Genomic DNA, 15639 nt, shown 5'->3' on the forward strand with positions numbered 1-15639 from the left:
CGGTTTCTAGATGAGCTTGCCGAAGGCAAAACTCTAACAATGGACAAATAGTGCCATCACACGTGCGGGAACGCAATAGGCCCTCAAGCGGCCTCCTTCATTTCGTAAATTGCGGCCGCCACCGGCGACAGAGCACGCTTGTCCAGGTCCTCGCAAACCTCGAAGCAGATCTGTACGAAAGGTTCCCAGTCACGGGCCCAGGCACAGGATGGCAGCGCCACTTCATAGGTATCGTCGATCCAGCGTTTGAACCACTCAGGGCTGGCGAACGGGTCCTGCGCAGACGACTGCCCTCCCTGGTGCATGCGGCGGTATCGAAACATGACGCCCTTGGCCACATACTCGCAGCGCTCGCGCTTCGCCGCTGTCATTCGACCGGACCTGGCCATGGCCATGCCGAAGATCACCTCTTCGGCCACCTCACGCTCGTCATCGCTGCAGCGCGGGGCGTACATGAAGTTGCCGAAGGCCCGGAGGCTGCCGGGAAGCTTAAAGATCGCCGCCTGCACACCCCCGGCCAGGGCCTGGTGCACCGCATGGCTGGCCTTGCGTTGCTTCTCGGTGGTCTGGACCATGGTGCCCAGCAGGCCTAGTTGCTCGATGAACACGCCCTGGCTGTCCCATGGGATATACAAGCAGTCGTGCCAGGACTGGCGTGCGCTGTTCAGTTGCATGGGCCGCCCTCCTCGCGCTTGCGCTTCGCCTTGATGACCATTCCACGCACGATGCAGTAAGTCGAGATCACGAAGATTCCCAGAGCCAGCAACTGCGCGCTGTCGATTGGTGTCCAGTTCATGCCGCTGCCCTCCGCAGTTCTTTGAGTTTTTGCCTGTACAGGGCCTTGATAGCCTGCAGGTCTTCGATGGTGTAGCGGCGGACTGATTGGTCCCTTTCCAGGGCCTCTACAGCGTCCAGGCCAATTCGCTTGATAAGCCCGATGCGATAGTCCGCGACGTTGCCCGAGAGGTAACGGTTGTCGTGCTTCGACTGGGCGTGGCAATTGTTTTCATCGAAGCGGAGGTGTGGCGCCGCTCCGGTGCTGCGATAGTGGCCGGCATCGACCGCGTTGCCGTTCCAGTCGAGCTGCCGGCCGCTGGAGATGCAGCGATACCCCGCCAGGCGGTCCCGCTCGCGGATGTAAGCGTTGAACGAGGCCTGGGCCTCTCGCAGGTGGTCACCCTTCGACTTCAGCTTCTCGCGGCGCTCCTGGAGCTCCTGGCGGGCCTGCTTGGTGATGGCCCGGGCAGCAACCTTCTGCACCTTCGAATCCTTCGACATGGCTAGCGCGCAGGCGATGCTGCACACCGTCTGCGTGGACATGGCCGGCTTGAAGCGCTGGTCGCAGCCTGGCGCCTTGCACTTCTTCGGCTTGATCTCCTTGGCGAGCATCAGCGGTCCTCCCTTTTCTGGCGCTGGTAGAAGCTCGTGACAACCTCCGCAAGGAACCGGCAGCCCATTTCGCTCAGCCCACTGGCAAAGTCCGCTGCCGCACCCGCGCGCCCCGCATACTCCTGATCAAGGCGCTGAGCCACGGCGGAGCAGAACGAGCCAATATCCTCGGCATCCATCTCCTTCACGACCTTCTCGGCCGAGAGGAAAACGGTGGTTTGCGTGGTAATTCCAAGACCTTCGCTCATGCGGCCTCCTCCCCCAGCAGGTCAGCGAAGTGCACGCCACGCGCGGCAAACTCTTCGACGATCCGGTCGGTGTACTGGCAACCTTGGGCGCGGTTGAACAACCGGGTCACAGGGAATCCATCCGGCCCGAACATGGCGCACGGCCCCATCCAGCGCAGCTTGATCTCATACGGCAGGTTGAGCAGGGTCATGTTGTAGCCGTCGCGGAACTCCTCGCAGGAGGCGCGCATGATCGGCACGCCATGGTGAAGCTTGCAGTAGCGCCTCACCTCTTCCACGTCGCCCATCTCGGTGCTCTTGGCGATCCGGTCGTAAATCGCGAACCACAATGCGTTTTGATCCAGGGTGCGGTCCTTGCCCGGGCGCATGCTGACCACAACGAACTTCTTCTCGCGGAACAGTCCGGTCATCATGGTGATGGCCTCGGACAACTTGGCCTGGCTGTTTACGCTGATTTTCTCGGTCATGGCGCCACCTGCAAGCCAAGGGCCTGAATCGCTTTCACGCAGGCTTCGCGCATGCGAACCGCAGCGTGGTAGGCGTCCATGTGGGAGTCGTCCAGGGCGAACTCTGGTTCCTCGGGCAGATCTGGCGTAGCAGGCAGAGCAATCGCCAGCCTGTCGCGAGACGCCTTCCAAGCCCACAGAGCAGCGCCCATTATCACAGCACCGTCCTCGCTCTTGGCCTCAGCCACAGCGGTTGCCCCGAAGCCAAACTTCGCCCGGAAAACCACCTCGAACTCAGCCCGCTGGGCATCGGTCATCTTGTTGGTGTCCATCAGTGATTCTCCTGCGCGGTCAAATCCTGGAATAACCACACCACATTCAGGCCGCTCAGCCGTGGCGGCTCGACGTAGCAGACTTGACGGCCATCGACGAACACCTGCCCGGCATGGATGTGCACTCGCTCGCGCTCCAGACCCTCCAGCAGCGAGCAGCCAAGGGTTCGCTCCACGCATTCCTCGATCTGCGCCTCGAAACGGCGGCAGGCAGTTCGGTACATCTCGGTTGCGATCTGCATCACTTGCCCTCCTGCATGGCCTGTCCGATTTCGCCGGCTGCACGAACGATTGCAGTACGGAGCGCTCTACTGCGGACCTCTTGCTCGTCAGCGCCTTCGAACCAGTGATCGTCAGCGTCTTCTATCCACTTGGCCTCACCAAATGGGCCGACATAGAACCTTTCGCCTCCACCGTTGCGCTCGACCTCGAAGTTGAGATCCACAAGCAGCTTGAGTGCGTCGGTATCGTCCTGGAGCGGTCGCCAAAGTCGGTAGGAGTCGCGACTACCGATGCGCAGGCAATTGCGGGCTGCCTCGTAGCAGAGCACCGGCCCCAAGCCAGCGGCCTTGGCCGCCAGTTCCAGCAATTCGCGATCTGTCAGGCTCATGCACCCTCCCCGGCCGGCTGCCCGGCGCGCTTGATATTCAACTTGGCCAGCAGGTGTGCACGGCACGCGGCGGCACCAGTGGGAATCTGCTGGATTTCCAGCAGGCGTGCCTGCTGCTGGTTGGCGTACTCGTCGGCCAGCTGGGCGGCGCTCTTCTGGCTGTCGTGGCCGATGCCGGTGGCGATCTTGCCGTCCAGTGGCTCGCCCTCCTGGGCGCGGCGGACAATGATCTCGTAGGCCCGGTCGAAGCGACGGCGCAGGGCCTTGTCGGTCGGCTGGGCGGCACGCAGATCGAACAGGCCGGTGGCCACGGCCGCCAGACGCACGCCTTCGTGGCTGTAGCGGCCCTCCAGAGCCTCCATCCATGCGTCATCAGCGGCAGGCAGGCCCAGGCGCTCCGGCGATGGCTTGCACCAGCCGATGAACTGGCCGACGCTCGGCGCGAATGGAGAACCGCTGCGGCGGCACTCCTCGATGGCGTAGCGCACCTGGTTGATGTCGCTGATACCGGCGTCGATAAGGCCCTTCGTCCAGCTGCGCTTGGCAGCCTTCAGCGCCTTGTCATCAGGCCAGGCCTGCTTGTGGGCCGGGAAGATGGCCTGCAGCTGACGGAAGATCTTCTCCACCACCTCACCGGTGGCGTCGTCGACAACGCCCAGCGGCAGACCGGCAACTGGTACCGGCTGGCTCACCTGCAGGGCCCGCGCAGCTGCGGGAATCATTTGGGTGACGGTCTTCATAGGTCATCACTCGTGTCGTGGCGCCAGGACTGGTCATCGAAGTCCGGGCCGGCAGCCGGGCGGCGGCTTGCGCGCGGGCTGGCACCCGCCGGCTGTGGCAGCTCGTCTTCCCAGCGCTTGCCGTTCAGCCAGGTCGCGGCGTGCGGGATGAATTGACCACCATCCTTGGTCCAGTCGGTCGACACGGACCAGGCAGCCAGGGCCTTGGCCATCAGGTCGAACAGGTCAGCACCGACCTTGATCTTCGCCCAGGCCTTCTTGGCGTCGGCCTTGCTCACCTTGCGGGGATAGATCTTCCAGAAGCGCTCGAAGTCGACCAGCTCGCCTTGGCGAGAGTCGGTACTTGCTCCATTCAATCCTTGCTTACCTTCAATACTTACTAGTGTCGGATTTGCCGGATACGGCTGAGCCGGAAGCGGTTCAACCGGATACGGCAAAGCCGGAAGCGGTGTTTCCGACACGACGTAGTGGGTTTCGCCCAGCAAACCGGACTCGCCACGATCCTGGCGGCGCTCGACATAGCCGGCGGAGATCAGCTCTTGCAGCAGGCCATACACGCCATCACGCCCGGTAGGCTTCGACGACTTGGCAGTCTCGTTGCGCAGGTGGGTGACAGACACGGCCCAGTGGTCAGGCTTTCCCAACAGGAAGACCAGAAGGCCACGGGCAGCCCAGCTCAGGCGCCCGTCCTCGCTGATCGACTTGTTGAGCATATAGAAATTCGCCTCAGGTCGAGGCGCGCGGATGATGCTCATGCCGCACGCTCCGCCCTGGCTGCTCCACCGCGGCGCCTCATACCCACGACGTGCCGGTACGCCCGGAACTTCAGGCCGGTGCCAGATGGGATCTCGGTTGCGGCCTCTTCAAGATCGCAGCGGACCTCGCTGTAGCAGTAGGCGCCATACTCGGCATCGCGCATCTCAGTCGAATTGAGCTTGTTGACGTAGAAGTCACGCGCAGCTTCGCAGTGCGCGCAGGTCTTGTAGGTCGACACATCGCCGTCCCAGAGACCAGAGACGAACTCGTAGCGGTCGCCTGGCTCGATGTAACCCCGGCATTCGGTGCAGGTGTGACGCTTGCGCGCAATGCGGTGCGTTTCGTTGTGAAATTCAGGATTCATGCTGCACCCCGCACGGCCTTGTCGTGGGTGTGCAAGCCGTCCCAGTTCTTCTTCATGGGCAGCTCGCCGGCCAGGTACAGCTCGTACAGGCGCACGGCGCCCTTGCGCAGCAGCGCAGGCGTGAAGGAAATGAACGGTTCTTTGCCGTGCGGGGTGACCTCGTGCTGATGCTCGGTCATGTACTTGTCGCGGGCATACGAGCCGACGCGCCAGCGGGTCCCGGATCGGCTCTCGTTGTAGAGCCAGTTGCGGCCTTCAAGGAAGTGACCCACCTGCATCACGTTGACCCCATTCAGGCCCTTGCAGAACTGGACGTGGCTCATGCCCTCCTTGAACAGGTTCTCCAGGTGGTCGATCTTCTTGGCCTGGGCCTCGACCTGGACGGTGAGCAGGACGCGGGCCTTCTCCGACTCCAGGGCCATCTGGAGGATTTCCAGCTTGCTGAGGTCGGCGGGCCGGGACGGGGCGACATAGCCGCCCGTTTTACGAATGCTGGGCAGCACCTCGCTAACAACCCACTCTTCGAAGCGCTCGGCCTGCGGCATCTTGGAGCGCATGACGAGCCGGTAAACGTCACGCTCAGGGATGATGTTGGCCGATGGCCCAAGGGTGAACGAATCGTTCACCCCCACAGGACGCGGGCTTTTGCAGTGGTCACGCACTGCTTTCTGTGGGTTTGAGTAGCCAAGCCCCTCGGCAACGTCCCTGGCCGAAAACCATGGCTCGCCATCAATCAGCACAACGCGGACGTCGAAACCTTCGAAGTTGAAAAGGTTTACTGTGCGCGCCACGAAATCGTGGTTCGCATTTTGTGGCGCGATGCTTTTCAGGGCCTGTACAATGGGGGTCTGCATATGCATAATTCACCTAAGAGTTTTGTGTGTTGCAGAGAGCCGGGGCGCAATCCCGGCTTTTTTGTGCCTGATTGTTTTCTGTCCCTTATGAGTCCCTCGCTCTGTACGGGAGGCGCGTGATAACCGCCTGCCCTTTCTCGCTCAATGCCTGCCGCACCTTCGGTGCGGATCGGCGCGCTGCCTCCCTGATCAGTTCCCTCAGAGATTCCGGGATGACCCGTTCAACTTCGCCCGGATCAAGACCCGTTACGGCACTCGTCATGCCACCTTCCTCCTCATTAGGCCCTCAGACGTTTGGTACCCTTTTCGTCAAGCAGGACCTTCAGCTCCTGCGCGCCCTGGCTAACCAGTTGTTGAACCAAGGCAGTTGTTGAACACTTGAGAGTCGCCGCGAGACTCACGATGTCTGGATCGCCCAACAGCTCTGCGCCCAAATCCACCAGCTCTCGACCAAGCACTGCTGGCTGCAGGCCGAGCGACTGTGCGAGCCGGCGCAACCGGAAATCGCTGTAGTGGTTGAGTCGCACCTTGTGGACGTTGTCCCGGCGGTGACTGGGGTCGGTGTACATGCTGTGGTGGCTCCTTGCGGCTAAGAAAATGGTTAGGCGGCGGAATTCTTCAGCGTGCTGGCGGGATCGTCTTCGCGCTTGGCGATCAGCGCGCCGCTCGACTCCTTCTCCAAAACGCACTGCATTGGGTAGGAGAACCCGCCAGTCGCACGGCACTGAGAGACGCGGCTGCTGGTAACGCCAAGGGCGTCTCCGATTGCGCGGCCGGTGCCGAAGTGATTCAGGGCTTCGTCGTAGGTCATGGGTGTTTCTCCGGTGTCTTCGGCGAGTTTAGAAAAATAAACAGCACAAGGCAAGTTATCTAAACGCACGAATGTTTAGAATCCTTAATATGGAATTTAAAGACCGACTCAAATCCCGCATGGAGGCCCTGGGCCTGCGTGCGACCGACATCAGCGAAGCCACTGGCGTATCAAAGGCAACGGTCACCTTCTGGGTGAACGGGACCAACGGCGCGAAGGGGAAAAACTTGCTGTCCCTGGCAAAGGCCCTGAGATGCAGCCCTGAATGGCTGTCCGACGGGAAAGGCTCGCCAGAGCTGGAACCTACTGCTAAAGCCAATGCCACTATGCTCGGCCCGATCTCCGTCTGGGACGATGAAACACCGCTGGACGACGACGAGGTGTACGTGCCGTTCCTCAAGGAAGTAGAACTGTCCGCAGGATCGGGACGTACCGTGATCGAGAAGTCGAGCAGCAGAAAGCTCCGCTTCGGTAAGCAGACCCTGCGCAATCAGGGCGTGCAGTTCGACCAAGCCGTGTGCGTGACTGTGCACGGCAACAGCATGGAGCCGGTTCTGCCGGACGGCAGCACGGTCGGTGTTGACAGGTCGTCGACGTCGGTGAAGGACGGGAAGATGTACGCAGTCGACCACGGCGGCGAGCTTCGCGTGAAGACGCTGTACCGTATGCCTGGCGGAGGCCTTCGCTTCAGGAGCTTCAACCAGGATGAGCACCCGGATGAGGAGTACACCGCGCAGCAGCTGGCTGAGAGCGGGATCAGCGTGTTGGGGAAGGTGTTCTGGTACTCGGTTCTTTTATAGCCCCATTTCACGCCCATAGCACGCCGGAGCAAAGCTGAACTGCTGGCAGGTAGCGCCGTCTCACCTATAGTCACTGTGCGCGCCACGAAATCGTGATTGAAGGTTTTGTGGCGCGGATTTACATTTCTTCAATTGCTGTAGGTTGGTAGCAGGTCTAGAATCGGCTGCCAATTTCCGTAAGGAAACGGGCGTCAATGCGGGTGACGGTACCTTGCCCGCAAATTTAAGGAGGCACACATGCTCAACGTAATCATCAGAAGCAGGACTTTTCGCGCCATGGGCAGCGTTATAGATCTGCAGCCGGTTGGAGATTACTCGGAACATATGCCGACTGGCCGCTGCTCCACTCGCGTCGCGAGCCACTGGAAGGCAGCAGGTGACTATCTAAGGAAGTCAATTGAACAGCACGACGAAGGGAAAGGTTCCTGGCGAACCGCCACAGAGCGCAGCAACCAATCCTGAAGAGGTGAAGACAAATCCTCAGGATGTCGTAAAGGCGATCGAGGGTCTTGAATCGGATCGCAAGCTGACTCCGCAGCAGCACGATGTGCTGGAGGGCGTACTACAGTCCATCGCCCGCAAGGATCCGGAGATGGTGGTTCAGTTTGCAATGCGCCAGGAGTATTTCAGCGGCCCTCTTCCTCAAGCTCGCGAGCTGAACGCATACGATGAGGAGACTCGTCGGATGATAGTCGGCATGGCAGCAAAGGATCAGGAACACACGCACCTGATGCAGCTGACCGGGCTCAATGGGCACATCAACAAGGATAGGCGCGGGCAGATCTTCGGGCTGATGGTTGCCTTCGCTGGGCTTGCAACAGCGGCGTATGTCGTTCAGTACAGCGCCGTCGCAGCAAGCATCATAGCTGCTCTGGATCTTGGAACACTGGTCTATGCGTTCATAGCTCCCAGGGCCGCCAAGAAGCAGGCCCCACCTGAGCCTTCAAAACCATCGCCTCAACCGAAGAAGAAGCGTAAGTAATTCCACATAGCCCGCCTCGGCGGGCTTTTTCATGCCTGCGTGATGGCGAGTAGCCATGGTGTTAGGATCGCGTATCTACTCATGGAGGACAGCAATGCGAGCTTTCGGAATTACTGCAGCGGCCATCGGCGCCCTAATGCTGATCGGCGCCCTGGTTATGGACGTTTCAGTGCCTGCAGGATTGGGGCGCGTAAACAACATTGGGCTCATGGGTGAGCGACAGAACTACACCATCATCGGAGGCATCCTCCTAATCGTAGGGATCCTGATGGCTCGCAAGAGCGGGGGGCAGCCCCCTGCCGAAGCTGACAGTGACACACGTCCGTGCCCCGCTTGCGCTGAACTGATCAAGACTGCAGCGACCAAATGCCGCTTCTGCGGCGAGGCTGTAGAATCTGTTCCAGCACCAAAACTGAAACAGGGCTGGGTAGCCTCCATTCCTTGTCGCCCAGATGAAGATCGCAGCAGATCCGAGCAGGCCGTTATCGCTCTTGGCCTGCCAGTCGTGCCGATGGAGGGTTCTAACATCGGCGCGGGCCCCTTCTCAACCAAAGACGAGGCCAAAGCCGCCGTGAAGCGACTGTCCAACGAGCACAGCATCTACGCCACTGTCGATTACCGCGACACCGTGAGCGGGAAGTTCCCTCCTCTTCTCGACTGATCCCGCCGCACAGGCCCGCCACCTCGGGCCTCCCCCGCCTAGGATCCGCCTTGCTCCCCCTTGAAGCCCGCCATTGAGCGGGCTTTTTTGCGTCCAACTAAACCGCTCGCGTCGCGAAAGTTAAGTTTTCTAAAAATAACCCTTGACCAACTCTGTTTAGTTTTCTAAATTCTACCTCAAGCAGTCACCAACCAGGGACTGCCCAGGCCCTCACAGGCCGCCGCTCTTTAACAAACCAGACCGCCGAGCCTGCAGGCATAGCAGGCCACCATCCCGGCAGGGCTCTGGTGCGATCAGGTGTCCTCTGGGCAAAACCCGTTGGACTCAAGCGGTGCGAACACCTCAAGCGAAGCAGGGAGCGCATTTGCCGGATAAGCGACCGGCACCTGAGAGACCACGTATTCACTGAAGCACCTGGGCGACCGGGTGCTTTGGGAATCCACTGGAGGAACACGAAATGCCAAATTGGGTAACCAACAAGGTCAAGGCGCCGCAGGAAGTCATTCAGGCGATGCTCAACGAAGAAGGCCGAATCGACTTCGGCAAGATCATCAAGTTCGAAGGCGAGTTTCCATGGAATGGTGTGATGGGTGATGCTGAAACCGCTGCGGAGCATGTGCTTCGCGTGCCGGTCAGCGACAACCCGCTTGTTGGCGCCATGCAGTTGGAAAGCCGTAACCGAGTTGACCTGTCGAAGCTGAGCGATGAAAGCTTCGAACAGTTCGTGCAGATGCTGCGCAATCACCGCAAGACCGGATTCATGCACAGCATGGACTTCGCCCGATCTGCCTGGGGCACCAAGTGGAATGCCTGCGAGCCGAATGTCGACAGCCCTGAGTCGGCAAGCTTTGAAACGGCCTGGTCCTTCCCTGAACCGATCTTCATCAAGCTCAGCCAGATGTTCCCAGAGGCAACCATCGAGCTGGCCTACGCCGACGAAGACATCGGCAGCAACTGCGGCACCGTAATTTTCAAGGGCGGGGAAGCAGTATCCCGGGATGAGTCTGCTGGGTGGAACAGCATGTCAGAGGCTGACCAGGAGAAGTGGATCGCTTTCGCGTACGAGGTGAAGGGCTGGGAATGCGATCAGGAAGAAGCCTGAACAACCAGCGCCACGTCAGCCTGACGCTAACTGCCCGATGCCCTGCTCCCCATCGCAGGCTGCATCGGAGTGTGATCTGAATGCGCAGGCTTATGCGCAGCGACGCAGGCTCACAAGCGCGGCGCCGGCGGGCGAAAGCTGACCGGCTCGGTAGAACCTGACACTTCTCACGCAAGCCGGAGATCAGCGCCGGCCAGATCACACCCAGATGCAACCCGAAAACACTGAGCTGATCAGTGAGGCCGCCCCGAGCGGCCTACCCCTCAACCCTAATCCCGGCGGGTATCAGCAACGGGAAACGCTCGATGTTGGTAGCTTCGAGCGAGGCATCCGCTGCGCAAACAGCGGCCTTCAATCACCTGCCTGCAGTGAGCCAAAAGCAGGCCCGATGTTCCTTTAGCGGGGTTCATCGGTGGCCACTCTGAACGCGAGTTGATCGCCGCGAATTGTGAGCGTGGGTAGCGTCTCGCCCTCTGGTGAGGCGTCCCGACACCCGGTTTGCCCCGGAGAGTGGCCACCGATGCACCCCGTATCCCCTTCCCTTCACATCGACCGCATTGGCAGGCGCCAGGCCACCTTTCACGGTGGGTTTGGTCGCCCGCGCCTGGCTCCTGGCCAATGCGGTCCTACTGAGGTTCACGCAATGAGCAAACCAACTGGTGGCCCGGCATTCCCGGTGCCAGGCCTGCAGCATGACGACGACTTCAATGGTATGACCCTGCGCGACTACTTCGCGGCCAAGGCGCTGCAAGGATTGTGTGCCGACCCCAATACCGCGGATGCAATACGCGAAAATCTCGTTGCCGAGTGTTACGAACTGGCCGACGCCATGCTTGCCGCCCGGGTGAAGCCATGAGCGGCTGGATCAAGGTTGAGGAGCAACTACCGCCTGAAGACAGGCAGGTCCTCTGCTCTGATGGATGCGATGTCTTCATCGCATCACACCACAACAGCTTTTTCACCGGCGAGTTCCACGACCTGCTCTGGGTCACGCACTGGATGGATCTTCCTGAGCCACCCTCCCCACCCACCGAGTAACCCACCACCTGGAGGCGACTATGGCTCGCGAGCATGAGCTGTACGCAGACAGTGCCCAGGCGCGCGAGGCAGACCGCCAACTCGGATTGTTTGGCGATACGCACTGGGCTGACCACCTGACTTCGAAGCAGGCCCGTGCGAACAACGAGGCCTGGAACACGATGATCCGCGAGCGCGACGAGCGCCAGCGGGTTGAAAGCCGCCGGGTGATTGCCTCGGCACTCGACAAGATGGAAGCCATGTGCGGCTCTGGCGCCGCCCGGAGGACAGCATGAACAAGGGAACACGCGAAGAGGTTGTGGCCATCATCAACTCGCGGTTCGAGGCTATCGACGCCTCGTTCAGCGACAGCTTGCGCGGCGAGCTGACGATGGCTATCGACTTGGCCGGGCTGACCGGTGCGATCGATTTGCCAAAGCAGCGCGGCTATGTCGAGCGCCTTAACCGTATCGTAGATCGCGAGCACCAGCAGTGGCTGGCGGCGAATGGGAGAGTGGCATGAGCACGGCGCCTGTGAAATCCCTCATTGACGAGCAGCTTGAGCAGATCGAGCGCAGCCTGGCGATCATCGGCGCGGGGCTTCCACGCGAACTACCTGTCGCGCACTTGCCGCCAAAGCTGGTGGCTGCCATCAAGGCCGGGCGTATATCAGTGAGGCCGCGGCCATGACCAGCCGCCAACGCGCCCGCCGCATCGCCACCTGGCGCGGCAGCTTCATCGCCATTTTCTTCTGCACCGCCTGGATGCTTGCGAGCGCCTGGGCAGGCTCCATCACTTCCTGAATCACGTAGCCGAGCACGGCGGCCCTTCGGGATAACCGTACCCCTTCGGGAGCGTAAGCGGCGAGAGCGCGCAACCATCCACCGCAGCCAGGGCCTGGAGCGTACCTCCGTGCCTGGGTGACCTGGCATTTCGACCACAACGCATAGGCAACGAGGCAGACATGGCAAAGGTATCTCTCATCCTGGGCAAGTCCGGCAGCGGAAAGAGCACTTCCCTCCGAAACTTCAACCCTCAAGACGTGGCACTGATCCAGGTGATCAGGAAGCCGCTTCCATTCAAAGATTCGAACGCCTGGACCCCGCTAATCAGCGATGACCACAACATGATCATCCGGGCCTGCATGAAGACCAAGCGCAAGATCATCATCATCGATGACTTCCAATACATGCTGGCCAATGAATTCATGCGCCGCAGTGCAGAGCGCGGATTCGACAAATTCACCGAGATCGGCCGGCACACCTGGGACGTCTTCGACGCAATGTTGAAGCTTCCCGACGATGTCCGCGTTTACATCCTGAGCCACACCGAAGAGACGGAGAGCGGCCAGATCAAGATGAAGACCATCGGCAAGATGCTGGACGAAAAGATCACCCTGGAAGGCATGGTGACCATCGTTCTTCGTTCAGTCGTGCAGGACGGACAAAACTTCTTCTCCACCCGCAACAACGGATCAGACACCACGAAGGCCCCGATGGGGATGTTCGAGGACGATCTGATCGACAACGACCTGGCTGCCGTCGACGCGGCCATCTGCAACTACTACGCAATCACCCAGCAGGCAGCCTAAGGAGGCATCACCATGGCACGCTCCTACGCACTCGATACCCAAGCAGCGAAAGAGGCAAACACTGGCGGCAAGCGCATCACCGAAACCGGTAAATACCCAGGCACCATCGCAGCGGCCTTCTACGAGCAGAACCAGAACGGCACCGAGATCGTAAACATCATGTTCATCTCTGACAGCGGGCAGGAATGTGGGCCTTTGCCGCTGTACACGCACAATGGCCGAGGCGAGGTAATCGCTGGCTACAAGACCCTGAATGCGCTGATGACCTGCGCCAAGGTAAAGAAGTTGTCCTGGCAGAGCCAGCCTCTCGACCTCTACGACTACGACGAGCAGAAGGTCGTATCCAAGCAGAAAGAATGCTGCGTAGAGCTGGCTGGCAAGAAGATTGGCCTGGTCCTGCAGCAAGAGGAATACCGCAAAGGCAATGGTGATATTGGGGAGCGCATGGTGCTGGCAGCGCCGTTCGAGCACGGAACCGAACGCATGGCGGCCGAGATCCTTGGCGGCCAAAACCAAGCCTCGGCGCTGGGCAGCTACATCGCATATATCGCCAAAAACCCTGTTCGCAAGCTGCGCGACGGCGGGCAAGCTGCCAACCAGTCCTACAACCAGGCACCGCATAGCCAGCAAGGCGCTCATGGCCCGGACAACTTCGACGACGACATCCCGTTCGCCCCGGTCCATCACCTGGCGGGCGCATGATCGCCACCATGTCTCAGCCTGTGCCCGCCGTGAAGTGCGCGGCGGCCATGGCCAGATCCACTGGTCAGCCTTGGGGCGTGTACCGATGAAACAAGCGCCTACTGGTAGTCATGCCGTCTGGCTCGACGAAGAAAACGCCCATTGAGGTGTGCTACCCATGAGACGCATCCAGAAGCTCACGCAGCAGCGTCGCCGCCAGCTGCATTTACACATCCCGCCCAGCGGAATCAAGGAGGTGCCGTATGGCGATGTCTCAGCAGGCGCGCGACGAGAAGCGCCGCGCCAAAGCCGCCAGGCTGCAGGAAGAAGACCTGCGCTTGAAGGTTCGACCAGGGACTAAGCAGGCCCTGCTGGAACTGATGGAGTGGGCCGGGATCGAGGAGCAGGGCGAGGCGATGACGCTGATGATTCATCACCTGCATGGGCTGGGCCCAGGCGGCGCGCTACCCCTGCTGGAGCCGCCGCGCCACGAAATTACGGTTTCACCGGCTGTGGCGCGGAAGCTTGAAAACTTCAGAGCGCGCGAGGCGCTCCGGCTCTCCTGCGATCAGGATTAGAGCTGCTGCTTGAGGTGCTCCAGATACTTTCTTGCAGCTGTCTTTTCATCAGTACCTGGCGGCCAGTCTGCACCTGCTAGCGATGATTCAGCTTTGCTGAACACTGCTTTGCTCGGGATGCTTGACCCGCTTGTTTTGAGCACTGCCATCAGCAAGTGTTCCAGTGCATCCAATTGCGCTTGTTGCTGGCTCATTTACTACTCCTTGTGCACCGGCCTCTTGCCGGTCACCCGTAATACCCCATCCCACCCCAAATTGCCACCATGCCGCATCCGGCCCTCGGAGGCATGGCGCTGCCCACACATATCAGGAGAACGCGATGAGCAAAGCCCTGAAGCTGGTTTATGGTGTCGGAGCAAACGACGCCGACTACCAAGTCTGCCTCACCGAAACGGTTGGCGGACGCCGGCGATCCGTATGGACCTGCCCGTTCTACAAGGCATGGACCGGAATGCTGGAGCGATGCTACAGCGAGAAGTTTCAGATCAGGAACCCCACCTATCAGGACTGCTCGGCATCAAATGATTGGCTCACCTTCTCATCCTTCCGGGGCTGGATGTCAGCCCAGGATCATGAGGGAAATCACCTGGACAAGGATCTGCTTGTGCCAGGCAACAAGGTCTATTCCCCGGCAACTTGTGCGTTTATCTCGCCTGACTTGAACAGGTTCATGGTGGATAGCCAGGCGATTCGCGGCGACCTGCCGATCGGCGTTTCTTGGCACAAGGCGCGGCAGAGGTTCGTGGCTCAGTGCAGAAACCCTTTCTCTGGCCGGCACGAGTTTCTTGGCTATCACACCAGCGCTTCAGAAGCGCACCAAGCTTGGCGAGAGCACAAACACCAGATAGCAATGGCCTACGCCGATATGCAGCCCGACCCGCGTATAGCAGAGGCATTGCGCTCTCGATACGCCGCCTGACCCTCTGGCGTTGCCCGCCAGCGCCTTCCCTTATTCAACGATAACGCAATTCCTGCAAGGCGATATTAGATGTCTTTAAGCTGTTTTGAATTAATCTCAGCCACCAGAGGCGCGAACAGACCATCAATGTACTTCTTGACGTCAACCCTATCCTTGCCAACTTCGTTTTTAAACTTCAACCACCTGAGCTGTGAGTAATCTGACGTATACTCCATGCTCGGATCGAACCCCCCCTTAGAATAAAGATATAGACAATTCTCGATGGCTTCTGAACACTCACCTTCACGCCGATAAATTTCAGAAAATCCATTTTCGAATACTCCGCCCCAAATTGCAGCACACTCTACCCCTATCGCCTCCAACTCCGAACGCGCGGCCCTCATCTTATCCAGCCAAGACTGGAAGAAGGTGCTAGAAAAATCACTATCATCGTCTGGATTGATCCAGCGATTACTTTCAATTTCATCTATAGCATGCCCGCCAACTTCCCAGAGAATAATCAAAAGGTCGCGGTACTTATAGATTGCGACTGCTGCGGATCTGGCAAGTGCGTGATCAGAAGTCCCCTTTAACTGCCTTTTCCATGTATTCAAGCCTTCTCGCCCAAATTTGTAAGCCACCCAAAGAGTGCCGGCACTAATTAGTGCTCCGGCTATAGGTGTTATGACCCCCAAAACATCCTTTGTCAGGATCCAGTCAGCGTCAGTGATTGCTAAGCAAAGAGACATACCTGTCCATCCCTTCCTAAATTGCAGGAC

The 15639-nt window shown here is 59.7% G+C and carries 29 protein-coding genes; 13 read left to right on the forward strand and 16 right to left on the reverse strand.

The features are described from left to right. Positions 1–83: 83 nt before the first annotated feature. The 14 genes from F3J44_RS18350 to F3J44_RS18410 form a co-directional block, all read right to left on the reverse strand. Positions 84–674, reverse strand: coding sequence for a hypothetical protein (locus tag F3J44_RS18350; RefSeq protein WP_167274797.1), 591 nt, complete (start codon positions 672–674; stop codon positions 84–86). Then, positions 665–796, reverse strand: a complete 132-nt coding sequence (locus tag F3J44_RS30120) for a hypothetical protein (RefSeq protein WP_255456985.1) — start codon at positions 794–796, stop codon at positions 665–667. The genes F3J44_RS18350 and F3J44_RS30120 overlap by 10 nt, the downstream gene beginning before the upstream one ends. Continuing rightward, positions 793–1389: a recombination protein NinG gene (locus F3J44_RS18355; RefSeq protein WP_167274800.1), complete on the reverse strand. Its 597-nt coding sequence runs from the start codon at positions 1387–1389 to the stop codon at positions 793–795. The genes F3J44_RS30120 and F3J44_RS18355 overlap by 4 nt, the downstream gene beginning before the upstream one ends. Then, a complete protein-coding gene (locus F3J44_RS18360; protein ID WP_167274802.1) occupies positions 1389–1637 on the reverse strand; it encodes a hypothetical protein in 249 nt (82 codons plus the stop codon). The genes F3J44_RS18355 and F3J44_RS18360 overlap by 1 nt, the downstream gene beginning before the upstream one ends. Continuing rightward, on the reverse strand, positions 1634–2104 hold the full coding sequence (locus F3J44_RS18365; RefSeq protein WP_167274805.1) for a hypothetical protein: 471 nt from the start codon (positions 2102–2104) through the stop codon (positions 1634–1636). The genes F3J44_RS18360 and F3J44_RS18365 overlap by 4 nt, the downstream gene beginning before the upstream one ends. Then, positions 2101–2415 (reverse strand): hypothetical protein, encoded by a 315-nt coding sequence (locus F3J44_RS18370; RefSeq protein WP_167274808.1) that lies wholly within the window; start codon positions 2413–2415, stop codon positions 2101–2103. The genes F3J44_RS18365 and F3J44_RS18370 overlap by 4 nt, the downstream gene beginning before the upstream one ends. Beyond that, positions 2415–2657, reverse strand: a complete 243-nt coding sequence (locus F3J44_RS18375) for a hypothetical protein (protein WP_167274810.1) — start codon at positions 2655–2657, stop codon at positions 2415–2417. The genes F3J44_RS18370 and F3J44_RS18375 overlap by 1 nt, the downstream gene beginning before the upstream one ends. Next, a complete protein-coding gene (locus F3J44_RS18380; protein ID WP_167274673.1) occupies positions 2657–3025 on the reverse strand; it encodes a hypothetical protein in 369 nt (122 codons plus the stop codon). Before F3J44_RS18380 ends, F3J44_RS18375 begins: the two co-directional genes overlap by 1 nt. Then, entirely contained in the window at positions 3022–3765 is a 744-nt protein-coding gene (locus F3J44_RS18385; protein ID WP_167274813.1) for a replication protein P, read from the reverse strand. Before F3J44_RS18385 ends, F3J44_RS18380 begins: the two co-directional genes overlap by 4 nt. After that, positions 3762–4520, reverse strand: a complete 759-nt coding sequence (locus F3J44_RS18390) for a hypothetical protein (RefSeq protein WP_167274816.1) — start codon at positions 4518–4520, stop codon at positions 3762–3764. Before F3J44_RS18390 ends, F3J44_RS18385 begins: the two co-directional genes overlap by 4 nt. After that, a complete protein-coding gene (locus tag F3J44_RS18395; RefSeq protein WP_167274818.1) occupies positions 4517–4885 on the reverse strand; it encodes a hypothetical protein in 369 nt (122 codons plus the stop codon). The genes F3J44_RS18390 and F3J44_RS18395 overlap by 4 nt, the downstream gene beginning before the upstream one ends. Then, a complete protein-coding gene (locus F3J44_RS18400; protein ID WP_167274821.1) occupies positions 4882–5739 on the reverse strand; it encodes a BRO family protein in 858 nt (285 codons plus the stop codon). The genes F3J44_RS18395 and F3J44_RS18400 overlap by 4 nt, the downstream gene beginning before the upstream one ends. Before the next feature lie 278 nt (positions 5740–6017). Further along, positions 6018–6308 carry a hypothetical protein gene (locus tag F3J44_RS18405; RefSeq protein ID WP_167274676.1) on the reverse strand — a complete coding sequence of 97 codons (291 nt, stop codon included), beginning with the start codon at positions 6306–6308 and terminating at the stop codon, positions 6018–6020. Positions 6309–6340: 32 nt separating this feature from the next. Further along, positions 6341–6550, reverse strand: a complete 210-nt coding sequence (locus F3J44_RS18410; protein ID WP_167274824.1) for a hypothetical protein — start codon at positions 6548–6550, stop codon at positions 6341–6343. 89 nt (positions 6551–6639) lie between these two features. On the opposite strand from F3J44_RS18410, the gene F3J44_RS18415 reads away from it, so the two are divergent. The 12 genes from F3J44_RS18415 to F3J44_RS18470 all read left to right on the forward strand — a co-directional run bounded on the left by F3J44_RS18415 (position 6640) and on the right by F3J44_RS18470 (position 13962). After that, positions 6640–7350 (forward strand): S24 family peptidase, encoded by a 711-nt coding sequence (locus F3J44_RS18415; RefSeq protein WP_167274826.1) that lies wholly within the window; start codon positions 6640–6642, stop codon positions 7348–7350. 397 nt (positions 7351–7747) lie between these two features. Next, a complete protein-coding gene (locus tag F3J44_RS18420; RefSeq protein ID WP_167274829.1) occupies positions 7748–8332 on the forward strand; it encodes a DUF2335 domain-containing protein in 585 nt (194 codons plus the stop codon). Between the two features lie 94 nt (positions 8333–8426). Next, on the forward strand, positions 8427–8993 hold the full coding sequence (locus F3J44_RS18425) for a hypothetical protein (RefSeq protein WP_167274831.1): 567 nt from the start codon (positions 8427–8429) through the stop codon (positions 8991–8993). Between the two features lie 457 nt (positions 8994–9450). Then, on the forward strand, positions 9451–10095 hold the full coding sequence (locus F3J44_RS18430; RefSeq protein ID WP_167274834.1) for a hypothetical protein: 645 nt from the start codon (positions 9451–9453) through the stop codon (positions 10093–10095). Between the two features lie 643 nt (positions 10096–10738). Then, positions 10739–10951 (forward strand): hypothetical protein, encoded by a 213-nt coding sequence (locus tag F3J44_RS18435; RefSeq protein WP_167274836.1) that lies wholly within the window; start codon positions 10739–10741, stop codon positions 10949–10951. Next, the gene (locus F3J44_RS18440; RefSeq protein ID WP_167274837.1) at positions 10948–11133 is read left to right on the forward strand and encodes a DUF551 domain-containing protein; all 186 of its coding nucleotides are present in this window, start codon (positions 10948–10950) and stop codon (positions 11131–11133) included. The genes F3J44_RS18435 and F3J44_RS18440 overlap by 4 nt, the downstream gene beginning before the upstream one ends. Before the next feature lie 20 nt (positions 11134–11153). After that, the gene (locus tag F3J44_RS18445) at positions 11154–11408 is read left to right on the forward strand and encodes a hypothetical protein (RefSeq protein ID WP_167274840.1); all 255 of its coding nucleotides are present in this window, start codon (positions 11154–11156) and stop codon (positions 11406–11408) included. Beyond that, complete coding sequence (locus tag F3J44_RS18450; RefSeq protein WP_167274842.1) at positions 11405–11635, forward strand: hypothetical protein; 231 nt, start codon at positions 11405–11407, stop codon at positions 11633–11635. Before F3J44_RS18445 ends, F3J44_RS18450 begins: the two co-directional genes overlap by 4 nt. Beyond that, complete coding sequence (locus F3J44_RS18455) at positions 11632–11802, forward strand: hypothetical protein (RefSeq protein ID WP_167274845.1); 171 nt, start codon at positions 11632–11634, stop codon at positions 11800–11802. Before F3J44_RS18450 ends, F3J44_RS18455 begins: the two co-directional genes overlap by 4 nt. Before the next feature lie 274 nt (positions 11803–12076). Continuing rightward, positions 12077–12703, forward strand: a complete 627-nt coding sequence (locus tag F3J44_RS18460) for an AAA family ATPase (RefSeq protein ID WP_167274848.1) — start codon at positions 12077–12079, stop codon at positions 12701–12703. 12 nt (positions 12704–12715) lie between these two features. Then, complete coding sequence (locus tag F3J44_RS29620; protein ID WP_205299985.1) at positions 12716–13405, forward strand: hypothetical protein; 690 nt, start codon at positions 12716–12718, stop codon at positions 13403–13405. A 242-nt stretch (positions 13406–13647) separates the two neighbouring features. Next, positions 13648–13962 (forward strand): hypothetical protein, encoded by a 315-nt coding sequence (locus tag F3J44_RS18470; protein WP_167274850.1) that lies wholly within the window; start codon positions 13648–13650, stop codon positions 13960–13962. On the opposite strand, the gene F3J44_RS18475 is transcribed toward F3J44_RS18470, so the two are convergent. Then, positions 13959–14156 carry a hypothetical protein gene (locus tag F3J44_RS18475; protein ID WP_167274853.1) on the reverse strand — a complete coding sequence of 66 codons (198 nt, stop codon included), beginning with the start codon at positions 14154–14156 and terminating at the stop codon, positions 13959–13961. The genes F3J44_RS18470 and F3J44_RS18475 overlap by 4 nt on opposite strands. Positions 14157–14281: 125 nt before the next feature. On the opposite strand from F3J44_RS18475, the gene F3J44_RS18480 reads away from it, so the two are divergent. Next, on the forward strand, positions 14282–14881 hold the full coding sequence (locus F3J44_RS18480) for a hypothetical protein (RefSeq protein WP_167274854.1): 600 nt from the start codon (positions 14282–14284) through the stop codon (positions 14879–14881). A gap of 65 nt (positions 14882–14946) precedes the next feature. Here F3J44_RS18480 and F3J44_RS18485 read toward each other — a convergent pair whose 3' ends face one another. Next, positions 14947–15609 (reverse strand): hypothetical protein, encoded by a 663-nt coding sequence (locus F3J44_RS18485; protein WP_167274857.1) that lies wholly within the window; start codon positions 15607–15609, stop codon positions 14947–14949. Between the last annotated feature and the right edge of the window lie 30 nt (positions 15610–15639).

This window comes from Pantoea sp. Tr-811 (genome assembly GCF_011752535.1).
Taxonomy (GTDB): Bacteria; Pseudomonadota; Gammaproteobacteria; order Pseudomonadales; family Pseudomonadaceae; genus Aquipseudomonas.

Excerpts from the sequence above, each read along its gene's own strand:
- F3J44_RS18365 (WP_167274805.1), bottom strand. The coding sequence starts at position 2,104 with ATGACCGAGAAAATCAGCGTAAACAGCCAGGCCAAGTTGTCCGAGGCC.
- F3J44_RS18460 (WP_167274848.1), top strand. The coding sequence starts at position 12,077 with ATGGCAAAGGTATCTCTCATCCTGGGCAAGTCCGGCAGCGGAAAGAGC.
- F3J44_RS18470 (WP_167274850.1), top strand. The coding sequence starts at position 13,648 with ATGGCGATGTCTCAGCAGGCGCGCGACGAGAAGCGCCGCGCCAAAGCC.
- F3J44_RS30120 (WP_255456985.1), bottom strand. The coding sequence starts at position 796 with ATGAACTGGACACCAATCGACAGCGCGCAGTTGCTGGCTCTGGGAATC.
- F3J44_RS18440 (WP_167274837.1), top strand. The coding sequence starts at position 10,948 with ATGAGCGGCTGGATCAAGGTTGAGGAGCAACTACCGCCTGAAGACAGG.
- F3J44_RS18480 (WP_167274854.1), top strand. The coding sequence starts at position 14,282 with ATGAGCAAAGCCCTGAAGCTGGTTTATGGTGTCGGAGCAAACGACGCC.
- F3J44_RS18425 (WP_167274831.1), top strand. The coding sequence starts at position 8,427 with ATGCGAGCTTTCGGAATTACTGCAGCGGCCATCGGCGCCCTAATGCTG.
- F3J44_RS18395 (WP_167274818.1), bottom strand. The coding sequence starts at position 4,885 with ATGAATCCTGAATTTCACAACGAAACGCACCGCATTGCGCGCAAGCGT.
- F3J44_RS18450 (WP_167274842.1), top strand. The coding sequence starts at position 11,405 with ATGAACAAGGGAACACGCGAAGAGGTTGTGGCCATCATCAACTCGCGG.
- F3J44_RS18475 (WP_167274853.1), bottom strand. The coding sequence starts at position 14,156 with ATGAGCCAGCAACAAGCGCAATTGGATGCACTGGAACACTTGCTGATG.
- F3J44_RS18410 (WP_167274824.1), bottom strand. The coding sequence starts at position 6,550 with ATGACCTACGACGAAGCCCTGAATCACTTCGGCACCGGCCGCGCAATC.
- F3J44_RS18435 (WP_167274836.1), top strand. The coding sequence starts at position 10,739 with ATGAGCAAACCAACTGGTGGCCCGGCATTCCCGGTGCCAGGCCTGCAG.
- F3J44_RS18455 (WP_167274845.1), top strand. The coding sequence starts at position 11,632 with ATGAGCACGGCGCCTGTGAAATCCCTCATTGACGAGCAGCTTGAGCAG.
- F3J44_RS18350 (WP_167274797.1), bottom strand. The coding sequence starts at position 674 with ATGCAACTGAACAGCGCACGCCAGTCCTGGCACGACTGCTTGTATATC.
- F3J44_RS18400 (WP_167274821.1), bottom strand. The coding sequence starts at position 5,739 with ATGCAGACCCCCATTGTACAGGCCCTGAAAAGCATCGCGCCACAAAAT.
- F3J44_RS18380 (WP_167274673.1), bottom strand. The coding sequence starts at position 3,025 with ATGAGCCTGACAGATCGCGAATTGCTGGAACTGGCGGCCAAGGCCGCT.
- F3J44_RS18430 (WP_167274834.1), top strand. The coding sequence starts at position 9,451 with ATGCCAAATTGGGTAACCAACAAGGTCAAGGCGCCGCAGGAAGTCATT.
- F3J44_RS18405 (WP_167274676.1), bottom strand. The coding sequence starts at position 6,308 with ATGTACACCGACCCCAGTCACCGCCGGGACAACGTCCACAAGGTGCGA.
- F3J44_RS18370 (WP_167274808.1), bottom strand. The coding sequence starts at position 2,415 with ATGGACACCAACAAGATGACCGATGCCCAGCGGGCTGAGTTCGAGGTG.
- F3J44_RS29620 (WP_205299985.1), top strand. The coding sequence starts at position 12,716 with ATGGCACGCTCCTACGCACTCGATACCCAAGCAGCGAAAGAGGCAAAC.
- F3J44_RS18415 (WP_167274826.1), top strand. The coding sequence starts at position 6,640 with ATGGAATTTAAAGACCGACTCAAATCCCGCATGGAGGCCCTGGGCCTG.
- F3J44_RS18360 (WP_167274802.1), bottom strand. The coding sequence starts at position 1,637 with ATGAGCGAAGGTCTTGGAATTACCACGCAAACCACCGTTTTCCTCTCG.
- F3J44_RS18375 (WP_167274810.1), bottom strand. The coding sequence starts at position 2,657 with ATGCAGATCGCAACCGAGATGTACCGAACTGCCTGCCGCCGTTTCGAG.
- F3J44_RS18445 (WP_167274840.1), top strand. The coding sequence starts at position 11,154 with ATGGCTCGCGAGCATGAGCTGTACGCAGACAGTGCCCAGGCGCGCGAG.
- F3J44_RS18390 (WP_167274816.1), bottom strand. The coding sequence starts at position 4,520 with ATGAGCATCATCCGCGCGCCTCGACCTGAGGCGAATTTCTATATGCTC.
- F3J44_RS18485 (WP_167274857.1), bottom strand. The coding sequence starts at position 15,609 with ATGTCTCTTTGCTTAGCAATCACTGACGCTGACTGGATCCTGACAAAG.
- F3J44_RS18385 (WP_167274813.1), bottom strand. The coding sequence starts at position 3,765 with ATGAAGACCGTCACCCAAATGATTCCCGCAGCTGCGCGGGCCCTGCAG.
- F3J44_RS18355 (WP_167274800.1), bottom strand. The coding sequence starts at position 1,389 with ATGCTCGCCAAGGAGATCAAGCCGAAGAAGTGCAAGGCGCCAGGCTGC.